This is a genomic window from Blautia sp. HCN-1074 (assembly GCF_037890165.1).
Classification (GTDB): Bacteria; Bacillota; Clostridia; order Lachnospirales; family Lachnospiraceae; genus Blautia_A.
The window spans coordinates 52,642-70,804 of record NZ_JBBKBP010000009.1; the positions used below are offsets into that span (position 1 = coordinate 52,642).

An 18,163-nucleotide genomic window follows, 5' to 3' on the forward strand; every position below is an offset into this window, starting at 1 on the left:
GGGCAGGAAAATATGGAAGAGAAGATAACAAAAACAGAAAATAAAAATACACACCAGAAGGAACGGTATTTCTTCTATACAGACCAGTTGACGGTAGGCTACGATGGAAAACCTCTGATCAAAGAAATCAATATTCAACTAAAAAAAGGTGAGATTCTGACACTCATCGGTCCGAATGGAGCAGGAAAGTCAACAATTCTTAAGAGCATCACCAGACAGCTTGCCACAATAAGCGGTACCGTCTATCTGGATAAACAGACGATGTCTAAGATGTCTAATAAAGAAGTATCTCAGAAACTGGCAGTTGTTTTGACAGAGAGAATGCGTCCGGAGCTTATGACCTGTGAAGATATCGTAGCAACGGGGAGATATCCATACACAGGAACTCTTGGGATTCTTTCGGCAGAAGACAAGGCAAAAGTAAGAAAAGCAATGGAAACCGTTCACGCCTGGGATTTAAAAGACAGAGATTTTACAGCTATCAGTGATGGACAGAGACAGAGAATTCTTCTCGCACGTGCTATCTGCCAGGAGCCGGAGATCATTGTACTGGACGAGCCGACTTCTTTTCTGGATATTCGTCACAAATTGGAACTGCTTACGATCTTGAAGCAAATGGTTCTGGATCATCAGCTTACGGTGATCATGTCTCTTCATGAACTGGATCTTGCGCAGAAGGTGTCTGACAAAGTAATCTGCGTCCATGGAGAATACATAGAGAAATATGGTGCCCCGGAAGAAATTTTTACTTCCGAATATATCAGGAATCTGTATGGAATTACCAGAGGAAGCTACAATGCAGCATTTGGCTGCGTAGAAATGGAAGCGCCTAAAGGAACTCCACAGGTATTCGTAATCGGTGGAAACGGAAGCGGGATACCGGTTTACCGGAAATTGCAGCGCCAGGGAATTCCTTTTGCAGCAGGCGTTCTTCATACCAATGATGTAGACTATCAGGTGGCCGGCGCATTGGCAGATAAAGTTATTTCGGAACAGCCATTTGAATGCATTTCCCAGAATGCCTGTGACCAGGCAGCAGAGATTATGAGACAATGCAAAGAAGTCATTTGCCCATTAAAAGATTTTGGAACTATGAATGCAAGAAACAGAGAACTCCTTCAACTCGCAGAAGAACTTGGACTCTTAAAAAATAAAGCATAATTTTATGTTACTGTTCACTGGTAATATTCCGCGAGGTGTTTTTTGTGAGCGAAGGTCACAGAAAACCCGAGACATATCGCGCGAATTTATGCGATTAGCATAAATTAAGTTTGCGAAGCAAACGATACTCCTTGGGCTTTGCACAAGGAGGTTCATATTTCCTGCATCGCGAAGCGTGTTGCTGTGAACGGAGTGAACAGTAACAATTTTATCTCAGAGAGATTCTTGGGTTTTAATCAAATCAATACCATTTACTGACAATGTGTGATATAATAGGTCTCATCAATCATCCAAAGGAGAGGCTTATGGATAAATTATATATCGTTATTCCGGCGTACAACGAACAGGATAACATCGAACAGGTCATTAATGACTGGTATCCGGTTATTGAAAAGCATAACGGAGATGGTCAGTCCCGTCTGGTTATCATTGATGACGGAAGTAAAGATTCTACATATGAAAAATTAAAACAATATGCGAAGACACGTCCGTTACTGACTCCTCTGACTAAGCCAAATGGCGGCCATGGGGCAACAGTACTCTACGGATACAAATATGCGTTAAAGAACGATGCGGATTATATTTTTCAGACAGATTCTGACGGACAGACACTTCCTGAGGAATTTGAACCATTCTGGGATCACCGTGAGAAATATGATATGGTGATTGGCTGGAGAAAAGAAAGACAGGACGGTGCTTCCCGGGTATTTGTGACGAAGACATTAAAACTTGTGATCCGTATCTGCTTTGGAGTGACTCTCACAGATGCGAACACACCTTACCGTTTGATGAAAGCGGAGACTATGCGTAAATACATTCGCCTGATACCAAAGAATTTTAACCTGTCTAATGTCCTTCTGGCAGTTATTTACAAGAAAAAGGGCTGTACGATTAAATATCTTCCTATCACATTCAGACCGCGTCAGGGCGGGGTAAATTCTATTAATATGAAGAAAATCTGCAAGATCGGCAAACAGGCAGTGATAGACTTCATGAAATTAAATAAAATCATTCGTAATACATAATAGAAAAAATACATTTTTGCTGTTCACCTGTGGTAGCTATAGGGTGGACAGCATTTTTATATTTATCTTTTATATCATAGGTAGTTACTTTATAATATTTCTATGATAATGATAAAATGCACTCGTGCAAGACTCTTTCTTGCCTCGAAATATTCAGATAAATGTCGAATTATATAATGAAATGTCGGACGAATTTCGTTGACTTTTTTGAAAAATGAAATTACAATGATGGACGTAACAGGACAAAACACAACACTATATGACACAAAATGATACAAAATAAAACGAGAATCAAAAAAGCAGGTCTTCTGATAAGACTTACCTGATTCGGTCAATCATGAAAGATAGTAGGGAGAAAAGTATAAGATGAACAAAACGAATGAATTATGTGAAATGGAATTAACAGCTGATACCGAGGAAAGACTGTCTGTTTTAAAAAAGAAACTGGGCGCAACAGACAGGTATATTCAGCAGGACAACAGAGATCTTGCAGAACTGGAAAGCAGATATGAGAAACTGGATATATCATATCCTGTAAGAAGATTTCTGGATGATTACATTGCATGTATGCAGACGAAATACGAGCGTCTTGCAGATCTGTGTTATCTGGCAGGGGTAAAAGAGGCCATGGATACTGCTGTTGCAGAGAATGAATAAAGTGTATTAAAAAAGTGTATTAAAAAAGAAATCTCTTGTTTTATTTGTCGAAATAGGATATTGTAAATATAAAAAGAAAATTCTTTTAAATATAATCTTATAAATGTGGGATTTTCAGGGCAGATAAGGAGAGATGAGAAGATGCATAAGAGGAATAAATTTATAAGCCTGGGACTTAGCTTTATACTGGCGGCGATGCCCGTATCATCTGTGGCGGCAGCTGAATTTTCAGACGGTACAGCTTACACATCTGATACAGAATTTGAGGATGGAACAGAAGGTGATGTGGAAGATGATACAGAGATTACGGCAGAAGAACCGTCGGATGAGGGGGCCTCTTTCAAGGAGAGCATGATTCCTGACGCGGATGACACGACAGATAATGAGAAACTCCTTGAAGAGTATCTGAATCGTATCCTCTATGAACAGGATCTGTCTACACAGCCTGGAACTTCTGTGGCAGAGAGTGTGCTAAGTGGTGTGCAGCAGGCATTGTATGAAGAACTTAAGAGTAAGATTACGACAGTAGCATCGAAGGGTGGCTCTACGAAATTTAGTATCAGTGCAGATCTTGGACTGACCTGGCAGACTACAGCAAGGGGAAAAGCACTTGACAAAGAAGTATCTTCGCATTTTGATGCACTAAACACTTCAAAAATCATTGACTGTCTGTTAGTAGACTGTCCATATGAACTATACTGGTATGAAAAGACGGCATCCACCACATGGGAATATGGATACACGACGACTACAACAGGAAACAAAACAACTGTAAGGATCAAAAATATTTCTGTAAACATGCCGGTGTGCAACAGTTATGCTTCAGGAAGATATAAAGTAAACGCAAAAATCGTACAGCTTGCAAAGCAGGCAGCAGCCAACGCCAGGATGATCGTGCAGAAATTTAGCAGCTATACAGAAACTGAAAAATTAATAGGATATAAAGAAATAATCTGTTATCTTACCTCATACAATGATGAAGCTGTAGAATGGGAAGAATATGGAGATCCATGGCAGCTGATTTATGTGTTTGACGGAGATGACAGTACAAACGTAGTCTGCGAAGGTTATTCCAAAGCATTTCAGTACTTATGTGACCTCAGTGATATTACCTGCTATACAGTGACTGGTACGATGGATGGTGGCACAGGCGCAGGACCTCATATGTGGAATATCGTGGAAAATGACGATAAATACTACATGGCAGATATTACAAACTGCGATGAAGGCACAGTTGGGGAAAATGGCGGTCTGTTTCTGGATACCCCGATCTCCGGAAGCGTTTCCAAAGGATATACATATGCAATAGAGAGTACAGACATGCACTATGCATATGACACAGAAACCAAGACACTATATGGGACAGGAAAGAATTCGGTTCTTCTGATGACACAGGATGCCTATTCTGTAGATGGATTAACTGCGAAACCTGCGAAAACATCGATTACAGGCATATCAAATGCGACAGCCGGTAAACTTGTGCTTACCTGGAAGAAGTCAAAAGGGGCAAAAGGATATGAAATCTACCGTAGGACAGGAACGACAGGTTCTTATGTAAGAGCAGCAGAGATCAAATCCGGCTCAACAGTAAAATACACAAACAAAAAATTGAAAAAAGGACGCACATATTATTACAGAATAAGATCATATACATATGATAAGAATGGGAAAAAAGTATACAGTGGCTGGTCTGCTGTGAAAAGTAAGAAAGTAAAATAAACGCAATCAGTAAATTCTCAGTACCATCACGAAAAATAATATTGAAAGTACTTTCATAAAAACAGAGTATAGAGTTTTAAGGGATTTTCTTGCCATGTATGGAACATCATGATACAATGAGACACGATATGACAAAGAAAATCCCTTAAATTATAGGAGGAATATTTATAATATGTGTGGAATCGTAGGATTTACAGGTGATCATCAGGCAGCACCAATATTATTATATGGTCTGTCCAGATTGGAATATAGAGGATATGATTCGGCAGGACTTGCAGTCCGCGATGGTGAAGGCAATACAGCAATCATTAAAGCGAAAGGACGTTTGAAAGTTCTTGCAGACAAGACCAGCGACGGAGAGAGCGTGCCTGGAACATGTGGAATCGGACATACCAGATGGGCAACTCATGGAGAACCGTCTGAGACGAATGCCCATCCGCATATGAGTGATGATGGAAATGTGGTAGCTGTTCATAATGGAATTATCGAGAATTATCAGGAATTGAAAGATAAACTCATCCGCAATGGTTATGAATTCTATTCATCCACAGACACAGAAGTGGCTGTTAAACTGGTGGATTATTATTATAAGAAATATCTCGGAACACCTGTTGATGCCATCAATCATGCAATGGTACGTATCCGCGGCTCTTATGCAATGGCTATCATGTTCAGAGAATATCCGGGAGAAATTTATGTGGCAAGAAAAGACAGCCCGATGATCCTTGGAGTGGAGAATGGCGAATCTTATATTGCATCTGATGTTCCGGCAATTCTGAAATACACCAGAAATGTTTATTATATCGGCAACCTGGAAATGGCACGTGTCAGAAAGGGCGAGATTACTTTCTATAACCTGGATGGTGATGAGATTCAGAAAGAGCCAAAAACAATAGAATGGGACGCAGAGGCAGCAGAGAAAGCGGGCTTTGAGCATTTCATGATGAAAGAAATTCACGAACAGCCAAAGGCAGTGCGCGATACATTAAATTCTGTGCTCAAAGATGATCAGATTGACCTTACAGAAGTAGGTCTTACTGAAGAAGACATTCGCACAATCAGCCAGATTTATATCGTAGCATGCGGTTCCGCTTATCATGTAGGAATGGCGGCTCAGTATGTGATTGAAGACCTTGCCAGAATTCCGGTTCGCGTAGAACTTGCATCTGAGTTCCGTTACAGAAATCCAATTCTGGATCCGAACGGACTTGTGGTTATTGTCAGTCAGTCAGGTGAGACAGCAGATAGCCTGGCAGCGCTTAGAGAAGCAAAACAGAGAGGCATCCGTACTCTTGGAATCGTTAATGTGGTAGGATCTTCCATTGCCAGAGAGGCGGATAATGTATTTTATACATTGGCTGGACCGGAGATTTCCGTGGCAACAACAAAAGCATACAGTACCCAGCTTATCGCATCTTACGCGTTGGCAGTACAGTTTGCCAAGGTCAGAGAGCAGATTACAGAGGAGAAATACCAGGAACTTATCGCAGAATTGCAGACACTTCCGGATAAAATTTCCAAGATCATCGAAGATGATAAGGAACGTATCCAGTGGTTTGCCGCTAAACAGGCGAATGCAAAAGACGCCTTCTTCATTGGTCGTGGAATTGACTATGCAATCAGCATGGAAGGAAGCCTGAAGATGAAAGAAGTCAGCTATGTACACACAGAAGCCTACGCAGCCGGCGAACTGAAACATGGAACGATTTCTCTCATTGAAGATGGAACTCTGGTGATCGGTGTTCTCACCCAGAATCATCTCTATGAAAAAACAGTCTCCAATATGGTAGAGTGCAAGAGTCGTGGTGCATACCTGATGGGACTTACCACATACGGCCACTACAATATAGAAGACACTGCAGACTTCACAGTCTACATCCCGAAAACAGATCCGCACTTTGCAACATCACTTGCGGTTATTCCGTTACAGCTGTTAGGATATTATGTCAGTGTAGCTAAGGGCCTGGATGTGGATAAACCGAGGAACTTGGCTAAGAGTGTAACTGTAGAATAGTAAATATAAGTATATAATGGTTACTGTTCACTCCGTGCCCAGTAACACGCTTCGCGATGCAGGAAATATGAACCTCCTTGTGCAAAGCCCAAGGAGTATCGTTTGCTTCGCAAACTTAATTTATGCTAATCGCATAAATTCGCGCTGTATGTCTCGGGATTTTGGCATATTCATGCCAAAACGCCTCGCGGAATAGTGGCGTGTGAACAACATATAATGTTACTTTACACTAAAATGGTTTCATGTTATCATTATCTAAATTGAAAGATTTGATAGTATGAAGCCATTTTTATAATGTTGTTAGATAATACAGGAAGCGAAAAGATATTTGATAAACGAAAAGCAACTCTTTAGAGATGGTGGGTTGAATTTCAAAGTAATGTATTTTACAAAAATAAAGCATAAAGAAAATGGAGTGACTAAGTTTGAATGATAAAATAGTTGTCTGTTTAGGTAAGGGTGGACAGAGAGAAATGGCAGAGTCTTTTGCCAGGAAAAATAATGTGCCGATCGTGGAGAAACCGGGAGAGCATCTGACGGTAATGTTTGATGCCAAAGGTGTATCTCTGACAGGATATGGTCTGACTTATCAGGGAGATTTTGAGAACATGCTGCACAGAGTTACAAATGGAAGACTTTCTCATGAAATGCTGGTGCGTGCGGCTAAGTCTGACGGAGAAAATCTGAAGGCAATTGATGCTACCGCCGGTATGGGAGAGGATGGTTTTCTTTTGGCAGCGTATGGATATGAGGTGACATTGTATGAACAGAATCCGGTGATTGCCGCTCTTTTGAAGGATGCACTCCGCCGGGCAAAGAAGCACCCGGTATTAAAAGATATTGCAGCCAGAATGAAACTGGTAGAAGGTGACAGTGTAGAATGTCTGGCGAAACTTATGGATCCGATGGACGTGATTTACCTGGATCCTATGTTTCCTGAAAGACAGAAGTCCGGTCTGATCAACAAAAAGCTTCAGTTAATCCAGAAACTGGAACCTCCGTGTTCGGAAGAAAAAGATCTCTTTGATGCGGCTGTCAAGGCCAGCCCATCCAAGATTATTGTAAAGCGTCCGCTGAAAAGTGTATATCTTGATGGTCGGGAACCGTCATACATACTAAAGGGGAAAGCAATCCGCTATGACTGCTATGTAATATAAAAAGTATTGCTATTCACACATGTGAACAGTAATAGAACAGAAATGATAACATTTTATGACAAAATCTTTACGAAAAAATGGTTTCATGTTATTATTATCTCATATGAGTTAAGAATAATGGCATGAAGCCATTTTTAATTGAGAGGTAATCAGATGAAGAAAAAGTTATTCAATAAGCGGGGATGCAGGGGTAAAAAGCTGGCAATTGGTTTTATGGCAATATTTCTGTGCGGAATGCAGTCGGCACAGTCAGTTATGGCAACGATGCACTATGACAGAAGACAGACAGTTGCTTCAGAGCAATTTGAATCTTCTGTAGAAACATTCAGTGCAGCTTCTGCGGCAAGAGCAACGGTAAATAAGAATGCATGGAAGAAAATCAATGGTGTCTGCTACAACGGAAGCGGAAAGCCTATTCCGGGGGCGATTACCAGAGGAATTGATGTATCAGAGTGGCAGGGAACAATCAACTGGGAAAAAGTTAAGAGTTCTGATGTTGATTATGCGTTTGTACGCATTTCCTATGGGCTGAATTATATGGATAAAAAATATGATTATAACATGAAGCAGGCGGAGCTTGCCGGTGTGCCTGTAGGAACTTATGTATATAGTACGGCGAAGAATACAGCAGGGGCGTTAAAAGAGGCACAGCTGGCTATCAATAAGATGAAGGGGTATAAAGTTTCCTATCCTGTAGCTTATGATCTGGAAGATTCGAAAATTCAGAAACTGTCAAAAAAGACTGTATCCGAAATGGCTCTGGCTTTTTGCAATGAAGTCCGTCGCGCCGGTTATTATCCGATTATCTACTGTAATACATACTGGTATGATAATTTTATAGACTGGAGTATGCTTTCTGGCCTTGACGTGTGGATCGCCAGATATGGCGATACGATTCAGGCACCAGACAGAGCGAGGTATTCCTATACGATCTGGCAGTCTACCGATGGAAATACAGAAAATGGTTTGAATCCTACGAAAGGGCTGATTGCGGGAATACCGTCCTGGAATGATTCTGATATTGATTTTGGATATGTGGATTATACGAAGAAAATAACACCAAGATGGGAGCCTGTGGCTTCATATGTTCCGGCAGATAGAGCGAATACCGGATCTTATGAAAATCAGGCAAAAAATGGCTGGGTAGAAGAGGATGGAAGTACTTTTTACTATGTAAATGGCCAGAAAGCAGCCGGATGGAAAGAAATAGACAATAAGAAATACTATTTTGATCCGGATACAGGAAGCCTCTATAAGGATAAGCTTTTTAAGGATGACGGGCAGGTCTATTATGTAGACAGTGACGGAGTCATGTATGCCAATAAATGGCTGACAGATTATAAAGGGAAAACGTATTACTTTAAATCTGATGGTGCCGCTTATAAGGGAATGAAACGCGTAGATGGAAAATATTACTGGTTCCATACCACACAGGGATATATATACAAAAACAGAAAAGTGGTCCGAAGTACCGGAGATATTTATTATTTTGGAAGTGATGGCGTACGCTGTGAAGATGGAATGAAACGCGTAACGGAAAATGGCACTTCTCGCACTTATTATTTCCACACAGATGGAAAAGCACATAAAGGCTGGCTGACATATAAAGGTAAAAAATATTATTTTTATAAAGGAAACAGTAAAATATTATCAGGAACCAGAGCAGAGAATATTACTCTGACCAGCTCAAATAATATTGTTTCTGTCTTTGATAAAAACGGAGTATGCACAAAACAGTACAAAAAATAAATTAGCTGGTATGTGTCTTTTTCCATTCATTTATAAATTCTATCTGTTCCTGATCGGAGATTTCCTGTGATGCTGCGTCGTTTCCGGCGGCTACACAGCATAGGAGAATGAAAGTCTGACAGAGAAGAAAGACCAGAATAAATAATAACGTAATCATAAGCTGCCTCCTGTTATATGCGAGAGATACTGACTTTTGGTATAGACTTTATGAATATACCAAAAGTCTTTGCATATTTTGAGAGTTTTATACATTTTATTCAAAAAAAGCAGAAAAATACCAGATGCTAATGAGAAATGTAAAGGGATTGTCAGGAATACTTGTAAATAATAATTGTTGGAAACACGAAGACAAGTTTTCGGGAATAATTTAAAGTAAGACTGGGCTTATAATATTTCAATGAAATGACGTTAGGGTCAAAAGTCTTATCGTGCAGGCGCGAATGACTTTCTGACTTTTTGCTCCTGATATCATAAAATGTTATAAGTGGATTGAGGAGTTGTTTATGATAAATTCAGATGATTCCGGCTATTCAGGAAAGGGCATTGGTGTCTGTGTGCTGGATACCGGGATTTATTCTCATATAGATTTTACAGGGCGGATACGGGCATTTCATGACTTCATCGGACACCGTATCCAGCCGTATGATGATAATTCTCATGGAACCCATGTATGTGGTATCATAGGCGGTGACGGAAGAGCTTCACAGGGGCGTATCAGGGGAGTTGCACCTGGCTGTGAACTGATTATGCTGAAAGTTCTGGACCGTATGGGAAACGGAAGAAAAGAGGATGTGCTGAGGGCTTTTCAGTGGATTTTGGAGAACCGGCGGTATTATGGAATCCGTGTGGTCAATATTTCTGTCGGAACGACTTGTCGAACATTTGAGGATCATAAGGTTTTGATTGATGGAGTAGAGCGGTTATGGGATGAAGGACTGGTTGTAGTGGCCGCAGCAGGAAATCAGGGACCTGGTCCGGGAAGCGTGACGGCGCCCGGAAGCAGCCGTAAGATCATTACCGTAGGCTCCAGTGATCTTCTCACGGGGCGGACTGCCATATCAGGAAGAGGACCGACTTTTGAATGTATCTGCAAGCCTGATCTGGTTGCTCCGGGAAATCATATACTTTCCTGTGCTTCGGGACCGGATAACGGATATGGAGTTAAGAGTGGCACATCCATGTCCACACCTCTGGTTTCCGGCGCGGCAGCACTGATGTTAGAAAAAAATCCGGAGCTGACAAATGTTCAGATTAAGATGAAATTAAAAGAATGTGCCAGAGATCTGGGACTGCCTAAAAATCAGCAGGGTTGGGGAGAATTGGATTTGGGACATCTTATGCGATCAGTATGAATTAATTGTACAATTGCAGAAATACCACTTTACCATACAAAAGCATTGACGAATGGTCAGATTTCGGCTATTATGATAGTTAATTGATTATCAAAGGTGCTGTACACACAGTGAACAGTAAAATTATCAAAGCCAAAGAGGAGGACTAACATGAAAAAAATTCAGATGCAGACACCACTTGTGGAAATGGATGGAGATGAGATGACCAGAATTCTCTGGAAGATTATTAAAGATGAACTTATTCTCCCATATATTGATTTGAATACTGAGTATTATGATCTTGGCCTGGAATACAGAAATGAAACTGATGACCAGGTAACTGTTGACGCAGCAGAAGCTACCAAGAAGTACGGCGTTGCAGTTAAATGTGCAACGATTACTCCGAATAAGGCGAGAATGGAAGAGTACACCTTAAAGAAAATGTACAAAAGCCCGAATGGAACGATTCGTGCGATTCTTGATGGAACCGTATTTCGTGCTCCGATTGTTGTAAAGGGTATCGAGCCATGTGTTAAGAACTGGAAGAAACCGATCACGATCGCACGTCATGCATACGGTGATGTGTATAAGAATACAGAGATGTACATTGATGGACCAGGAGATGCTTATCTGGTATTTGAAGGTGCTGACGGACAACAGAGAAAAGAATTGATTCATCACTATGAAGGCCCGGGGGTTCTTCAGGGTATGCACAATCTGGATAATTCTATCACAAGTTTTGCAAGATGTTGCTTTAATTATGCGCTTGATACGAAACAGAATCTGTGGCTTGGCGGCAAGGATACGATTTCCAAGATTTATGACGGACGTTTCAAAGAAATTTTTGCAACGATCTATGAGAATGAATTCAAGGATAAATTCGAGGCAGCAGGCATTGAATACTTCTACAGTCTGATCGATGATATTGTAGCCCGCGTTATGAAAGCGGAAGGTGGATTTATCTGGGCGTGCAAGAACTATGATGGTGATGTTATGAGTGATATGGTTTCTTCTGCGTTTGGTTCTCTGGCTATGATGACATCCGTTCTGGTATCCCCTCAGGGTTATTATGAATATGAGGCTGCTCACGGAACTGTACAGAGACACTATTATCGTCATCTGAAGGGCGAAGAGACCTCCACAAACTCTGTGGCAACAATTTTTGCATGGACTGGTGCACTGAGAAAAAGAGGCGAATTAGATGGCAATAAAGATCTGATGGAATTCGCAGACAAGCTTGAGAAAGCTACTCTGGAGACGATCGAGAGCGGTAAGATGACAAAAGACCTTGCATTGATTACTTCTCTTGAGAATGTAACCGCGCTGAATAGTAAGGAATTTATTCTTGCAATCAGAGAAAAGCTGGATGAGATTTTATAATTTGTAAATGATTATGTCTCAAAACTGATAGATCGTATTTTATAAGATATATAATAAAAATGGGAGGAACCTGCATTATGCAAGTTCTTCCCATTTTTCATATAATCCCTCAAGTTCTTCGGTAATTGCGGACTTCTCTTTGCTGAGTTTTGCACATTCTGCTACGTTGGTGCAGATATCCGGGAGAACCATGGTTTCGTCGATTTCTTTGTCTCTTGTTTCAAGTTCTTCAATACGGGCTTCAACTTTTTTCAATTCATTTTCGCGTTTTCTTTGGCGTGCCTGTTCTTCTTTCTGTTGTTGCCAGGAGAGTTTATTGTCAGATGCCTGTTTGGCTTCTGCGATTGCCTGGGCGGCAGCGGGTGCATATTTTTCAGTCAGTTCTTCTTTCTTTTCCAGATAATAATCATAGTCTCCGATATAATTTACGACTGCCTGGTTAGTCAGATCCAGAATTCTGGTAGCTGTCTGATTGATGAAATATCGATCGTGGGAGACATAGAACACGGTTCCGGTATAGCTGTTTAATGCCTCTTCCAGGATTTCCTTGGATGCGATATCAAGATGGTTGGTAGGCTCATCGAGAATCAGAAAGTTTGCCTCTGAAAGCATCAGCTTGGCGAGAGATACACGGCCTCTTTCTCCACCGGAGAGGGCAGAGATGAGCTTAAATACATCGTCTCCTGTGAACAGGAAAGCAGCGAGCATATTTCGAATCTCTGTTTCTGTAAGAGTAGGATAAGCATCAGAAATTTCTTCAAAGATAGTTTTCTCCATATGCAGTACGTGATGTTCCTGATCGTAATAGCCAATCTGAACTTTAGAACCAAGACTGAATCTGCCGCCGTCTGCATCAATCAGTCCATTGATGATCTTTAACATGGTAGTCTTACCGGTTCCGTTATTACCAATCAGAGCTACACGTTCTCCACGCTTGATCTCAAAAGAGATATCGCTGAAAAGTGTCTGCCCCGGGAAAGATTTGGAAAGGTTCTCTACAGTGAGAACGTCGTTTCCGCTGATAAATCTTGGTTCCAGTGAGATTCGCATCTGGTTCTGGATTTCCTGTGGCTTATCGATACGCTGAATCTTATCCAGCATTTTTTCACGGCTCTCCGCGCGCTTAATTGACTTCTCACGGTTAAAGGATTTCAGTTTGGCAATAACAGCCTCCTGATGTTTGATATCACGCTGCTGGTTAAGATAAGCTTTATACTGCGCGTCACGAAGCTGTGCTTTTTTGAGTGCATAGGCGGAGTAATTTCCACTGTACATACGCATAGTGCCGGCTTCAATTTCTACTACCTTAGTGACTACCTTGTCAAGAAAATAACGGTCATGGGATACAATAAATACAGCTCCCGGATAGTTGAGCAGATAAGTTTCCAGCCAGGAAATACTCTCCATATCAAGGTGGTTGGTAGGCTCATCCAGCAGAAGGATATCCGGGCTGGAGAGAAGCAGTTTACCGAGAGCAACACGTGTTTTCTGACCTCCGGAGAGAGTTTCAATCTGGCGTTCGAAATCATCTTCGGTAAAGCCAAGACCTTTTAATACGCCCATGATCTCGCTTTTGTATGCGTATCCGTTTTCCAATTCAAACTGGTGGCTCAGTCTCGTATAAGTATTCATCAGACTGTCCAGAGCATCACCTGTGGTTGTTTTCATCTCCTGTTCCAGAGAACGCAGGCGATTCTCCATATCAATGATGTGCTGCTTGGTAGAAATCAGCTCCTCATAAATCGTGTGGTGTCCATGGATATCCTGGTACTGGGCGAGATATCCGATATTTTTATCTTTGGCAAGGACTACGTTTCCCGAATCAGGTGAGAGCTCGTGCATGATGATACGCAGCAGGGTAGTTTTACCGGCACCATTATTGCCAATCAGAGCTGCTTTTTCACGGTCTTCTATATGGAAACTGGCGTCTTGAAGGATGACTTTTTCGCCAAAAGATTTACAGATATTCTGACATGATAAAATCATAAGAATTCCTCCATTTATAATTTGTCCGCGTACTATTATAATCGAAAAAAGTTGTTTTTGAAAGTATTTTAAATGAATTTATCTATTTCTACAAAGATATTCGTTGCTTAGTAGTGCAATCCCAATTTGTTCCAGACTGCCGGAAATGATAGAAAGTTATAGATAAAAAATAGAAAATACCGTTTTATAAGATAGTTTCTGAGGTAAATTGATAAAAAATGCAGAATTATTTGGTGAAAAAGTACAGAATTAGTTTGACAATAAAATAACATCTGGGTATAATTGACATAGACAAGTTAAGGAGGGAAAATTTGTGGAAGCTAAGGAAATTTCAAAAGCGGTGATTAAACGTCTGCCACGTTATTATCGCTACCTCGGTGAGTTGATGGAGGAGAATGTTGAGCGTATATCTTCCAATGATCTCAGCAAAAAGATGCATGTGACAGCTTCCCAGATTCGTCAGGACTTAAATAATTTCGGCGGTTTTGGTCAGCAGGGTTATGGCTATAATGTACGTTATTTATACACAGAGATCGGCAAGATCCTTGGACTGGATACAGTACATCCGATGATTATTCTTGGTGCCGGTAATCTGGGACAGGCGCTGGCCAATTATGTGGACTTCGAAAAACGTGGTTTTAAACTGGTTGGTATTTTTGATGTAAATCCTGTACTTGAGGGAATTGCGGTGCGCGGAATCGAGATACAGATGTTAAGTGATCTTCCATTTTTTCTGAAGGAGAATGAGGTAGAGATTGCTATTTTGACTCTTCCGAAGAATAAAGCCAAAGAGATGGCGAAGATTTTAATTGATAATGGAATTAAGGCAATCTGGAACTTTGCACACATTGATCTGGATGCTCCGGAGGATGTAATGGTTGAGAATGTACATCTTTCAGAGAGCCTTATGACTCTGTCCTATAACCTGAGTGAATACAGGAAAGAGCACGAAGGCGAGTAGAACATGATGTGGAACACAAGGCTGTGGTCATCTGATCACAGCTTTTCTGAATTTAGCAGGATGATTTGGCTTATTCACAACTATAAAATGAAAGTGGATTTAAAATATCCGTCTGGCCAGAATGGCTGAGAAATTTATTCTGTATAAAATTACGTGGTGGAACAAATTAAATATTTGATGAAATACGGGAACATACGGGGAGGTGAACAGATGAGAGGAGTTGTGACTGCGGCAGAAATGAAGGCGCTGGATGCAAATACGATTGAGAAAGCCGGAATTCCTTCGCTGGTATTAATGGAGCGTGCTGCATTACAGACTGTTACAGAAATCATAAAGCGGGTGAATACGAAGGATAAAGAGAAAATCCTGGTGGTCTGCGGAACCGGGAATAACGGAGGAGACGGACTGGCAATTGCCAGATTACTCCATTTACACGGATTTAAAACGTGGTATTATATTGTTGGAAATGAAGAAAAAATGACAAAAGAAACTTCCAGTCAGCTTCGCACAGCAGAGTATTATCATACTCCACGGGTGCATAACCTGATTCTGGATGAATATACTACTATAGTAGATGCCATTTTTGGAGTTGGACTCAGCAGACCGATAGAGGGAAAATACGGAGAACTTATCAGCGAATTAAATCAGGCATCTGCGTTTAAAGTTGCGGTGGATATTCCTTCAGGGATTGATGCAGATACAGGATTCGAGAAAGGAATCGCTTTCCGGGCCAATCTTACGGTTACATTTGCTTTTCGAAAGAGAGGCCTGTGTTTCTATCCGGGGCGTATGTATGGTGGGGAGATCATTGTGGCGGATATTGGGATTTATTCAATGCCTGATAAGAAAATCCGAATGAATTACCTGGAAAGAGAAGATTTGAAAATGCTTCCGGACAGACTTCCCTATGGGAATAAGGGGACTTTCGGTAAGGTACTTTTGGTTGCAGGTTCTGAAGGAATGTGCGGTGCAGCATATTTAAGTGCCGCAGCTGCACTAAAGTGTTCGGCGGGCATGGTGAAGATCCAGACCGTGGAGGCAAATCGTGTTCCATTACAGACACTTCTGCCGGAGGCAATGATCACCTGTGATTTTGATGAGAGTAAAAATGAGAGAATGCTGGAATGGTGTGATGTGCTGGTGATCGGACCGGGGCTGGGAGCAAGTGCACAGAGCAGAGAGCGTGCTCAGTGGTTTCTGTCAAGAGCTGCTATGTGTGGAAAATCAGTTGTTCTGGATGCAGATGGATTGAATCTTCTGGCACTTCATGAGGACTGGAAGAGGTTTATCGGAGAGAATGTGATCGTCACGCCGCATATTGGCGAGATGAGCCGCCTGTGTGGAAAAAGTATTGGTGATATTCAGGATTGTCTGGTTCAGACAGCATTTGACTATGCAAAGGAAACAAAAGCAGTCTGTGTTTTGAAAGATGCATGTACTGTAGTGTCAGGTGCGTCAGAAGAGAGGTATCTGAATATTTCCGGAAACGCAGGAATGGCAACAGCTGGCAGTGGTGATGTACTAAGCGGCGTGATCGCAGGTGTGCTTTGTATGTATCTGAAAGCAGAAAGGAAGCCATCCATGGCGATGATGGCAGCCCTTGGTGTATATGTTCATGGGCTTGCCGGTGATCTGGCGGCTGAAACAGTAGGTCAGCGGGGTATGACAGCAGGAGACATTATCCGGTTTTTGCCGGAAATATTAAAATAAAGAATAACTGGTCGTAACAACGTGTGAATCGTTTATGAGCAGTTATGGCAGAGGACGAATTATTATGGAGAAAAATAACAGAGTGAAAGCAGTGATTTCTCTGGATGCCGTAGAACAGAATTTCAGGGAAATGAGAAAGAATATTGCAGAGGATACGAAGATGATCGCAGTGGTTAAGGCGGATGCTTATGGCCATGGTGCGGTACCAATCGCACATCTGATAGAGAATCATGATTATATCTGGGGATTTGCGGCTGCAACGGCAGAAGAGGCTGTTCATCTGCGTCAGGCCGGTATTACAAAACCAATTCTGATTCTTGGAATTGTATTTGATGAATACTTTCCTGAACTTGTTCAGTATGACATTCGTCCTGCTGTATGCGAGTATGATGAGGCGAAGAAACTCTCTGATGAAGCTGTTTTACAGAATAAGACGGTACATATTCATATTGCGCTGGATACAGGTATGACCAGAATTGGTTATGCGGATATACCAGAGAGTGTGGAGGAAATCAAAAAGATCGCTGAGCTTCCGAAGCTTGAGATAGAGGGGATGTTTACTCACTTTGCGAGAGCGGATGAGTATGACAGAAGCCCGGCGATGGTTCAGCTTGAACGATATCAGGATTTTTCGAAACGTGTAGAGGAAGCCGGAGTGGATATTCCGCTGCATCACTGCTCTAACAGTGCCGGGATTATTCGTGTACCGGAGGCAAATTTAAGTATCGTTCGCGCCGGAATTACTATTTATGGAATTTATCCTTCTTCAGAGGTGGAGAGAGACATCGTGAAGCTTGCACCTGTAATGGAACTGAAAAGTCATATTACATATGTAAAAGATGTTCCGGCAGGTGCTGCGATCAGCTATGGCGGCACCTATGTGGCAGATAAGAAGAGACGTGTAGCTACGATTCCGGTAGGCTATGCAGATGGATACCCAAGACAGCTTTCTAATAAAGGATGGGTTCTGATACATGGAAAAAAAGCCCCGATCCTTGGAAGAGTCTGTATGGATCAGTTTATGGCAGATGTGACAGAAATCGACAATGTAAAGAAGGGTGATGAAGTAACTCTTCTTGGCAGAGACGGGGATGAATTTATCAGTATAGAGGAGATGGGAGATCTTTGCGGCAGGTTTTCTTATGAATTTGCCTGTGATATCAGCCCACGTGTGCCAAGAGTTTATATAAAAGACGGCAAAGAAGCTGAAGTATGGTATCAGGGACAAAAGGTTTTCTGAACCTGAGTTGATGCCATGGATTACTTTTGTGCGCAGATAATGCGGCAGAACTATAAATGACAGAGTAAACTGC

Annotated in this window: 14 protein-coding genes; 12 read left to right on the forward strand and 2 right to left on the reverse strand. The window is 41.6% G+C overall.

The window, feature by feature from the left end; genetic code table 11:
* The first annotated feature begins 12 nt into the window (after positions 1–12).
* The 7 genes from WKT11_RS09700 (at position 13) to WKT11_RS09730 (ending at position 9,482) form a co-directional block, all read left to right on the forward strand.
* Positions 13–1,161, forward strand: a complete 1,149-nt coding sequence (locus WKT11_RS09700; RefSeq protein WP_117676416.1) for an ABC transporter ATP-binding protein — start codon at positions 13–15, stop codon at positions 1,159–1,161.
* 305 nt (positions 1,162–1,466) lie between these two features.
* Positions 1,467–2,186, forward strand: a complete 720-nt coding sequence (locus WKT11_RS09705) for a glycosyltransferase family 2 protein (RefSeq protein ID WP_117844425.1) — start codon at positions 1,467–1,469, stop codon at positions 2,184–2,186.
* Between the two features lie 366 nt (positions 2,187–2,552).
* The gene (locus tag WKT11_RS09710; RefSeq protein WP_117676418.1) at positions 2,553–2,843 is read left to right on the forward strand and encodes a hypothetical protein; all 291 of its coding nucleotides are present in this window, start codon (positions 2,553–2,555) and stop codon (positions 2,841–2,843) included.
* Positions 2,844–2,984: 141 nt separating this feature from the next.
* The gene (locus WKT11_RS09715; protein ID WP_118609863.1) at positions 2,985–4,562 is read left to right on the forward strand and encodes a fibronectin type III domain-containing protein; all 1,578 of its coding nucleotides are present in this window, start codon (positions 2,985–2,987) and stop codon (positions 4,560–4,562) included.
* Positions 4,563–4,734: 172 nt separating this feature from the next.
* On the forward strand, positions 4,735–6,576 hold the full coding sequence (glmS, locus tag WKT11_RS09720; protein WP_117676420.1) for a glutamine--fructose-6-phosphate transaminase (isomerizing): 1,842 nt from the start codon (positions 4,735–4,737) through the stop codon (positions 6,574–6,576).
* 425 nt (positions 6,577–7,001) lie between these two features.
* Positions 7,002–7,733 (forward strand): class I SAM-dependent methyltransferase, encoded by a 732-nt coding sequence (locus tag WKT11_RS09725; protein WP_340284046.1) that lies wholly within the window; start codon positions 7,002–7,004, stop codon positions 7,731–7,733.
* Positions 7,734–7,886: 153 nt separating this feature from the next.
* Positions 7,887–9,482: a GH25 family lysozyme gene (locus WKT11_RS09730; protein WP_340284048.1), complete on the forward strand. Its 1,596-nt coding sequence runs from the start codon at positions 7,887–7,889 to the stop codon at positions 9,480–9,482.
* Between the two features lies 1 nt (position 9,483).
* Here WKT11_RS09730 and WKT11_RS09735 read toward each other — a convergent pair whose 3' ends face one another.
* Positions 9,484–9,639 (reverse strand): hypothetical protein, encoded by a 156-nt coding sequence (locus WKT11_RS09735; RefSeq protein ID WP_178761999.1) that lies wholly within the window; start codon positions 9,637–9,639, stop codon positions 9,484–9,486.
* A 346-nt stretch (positions 9,640–9,985) separates the two neighbouring features.
* Between WKT11_RS09735 and WKT11_RS09740 the strand changes: the two genes are divergently transcribed.
* The gene (locus WKT11_RS09740) at positions 9,986–10,834 is read left to right on the forward strand and encodes a S8 family peptidase (RefSeq protein ID WP_340284051.1); all 849 of its coding nucleotides are present in this window, start codon (positions 9,986–9,988) and stop codon (positions 10,832–10,834) included.
* 150 nt (positions 10,835–10,984) lie between these two features.
* Positions 10,985–12,193 carry an NADP-dependent isocitrate dehydrogenase gene (locus WKT11_RS09745; RefSeq protein WP_117676424.1) on the forward strand — a complete coding sequence of 403 codons (1,209 nt, stop codon included), beginning with the start codon at positions 10,985–10,987 and terminating at the stop codon, positions 12,191–12,193.
* A gap of 75 nt (positions 12,194–12,268) precedes the next feature.
* On the opposite strand, the gene abc-f is transcribed toward WKT11_RS09745, so the two are convergent.
* Positions 12,269–14,179, reverse strand: a complete 1,911-nt coding sequence (gene abc-f / locus WKT11_RS09750) for a ribosomal protection-like ABC-F family protein (protein WP_117676425.1) — start codon at positions 14,177–14,179, stop codon at positions 12,269–12,271.
* A gap of 313 nt (positions 14,180–14,492) precedes the next feature.
* Between abc-f and WKT11_RS09755 the strand changes: the two genes are divergently transcribed.
* From WKT11_RS09755 to alr, 3 genes are all read left to right on the forward strand, one after another.
* The gene (locus tag WKT11_RS09755; RefSeq protein ID WP_117844415.1) at positions 14,493–15,140 is read left to right on the forward strand and encodes a redox-sensing transcriptional repressor Rex; all 648 of its coding nucleotides are present in this window, start codon (positions 14,493–14,495) and stop codon (positions 15,138–15,140) included.
* Positions 15,141–15,350: 210 nt separating this feature from the next.
* A complete protein-coding gene (locus WKT11_RS09760) occupies positions 15,351–16,850 on the forward strand; it encodes an NAD(P)H-hydrate dehydratase (RefSeq protein WP_117844413.1) in 1,500 nt (499 codons plus the stop codon).
* A 64-nt stretch (positions 16,851–16,914) separates the two neighbouring features.
* Positions 16,915–18,090 (forward strand): alanine racemase, encoded by a 1,176-nt coding sequence (alr, locus tag WKT11_RS09765; RefSeq protein ID WP_340284055.1) that lies wholly within the window; start codon positions 16,915–16,917, stop codon positions 18,088–18,090.
* Positions 18,091–18,163 lie beyond the last annotated feature (73 nt).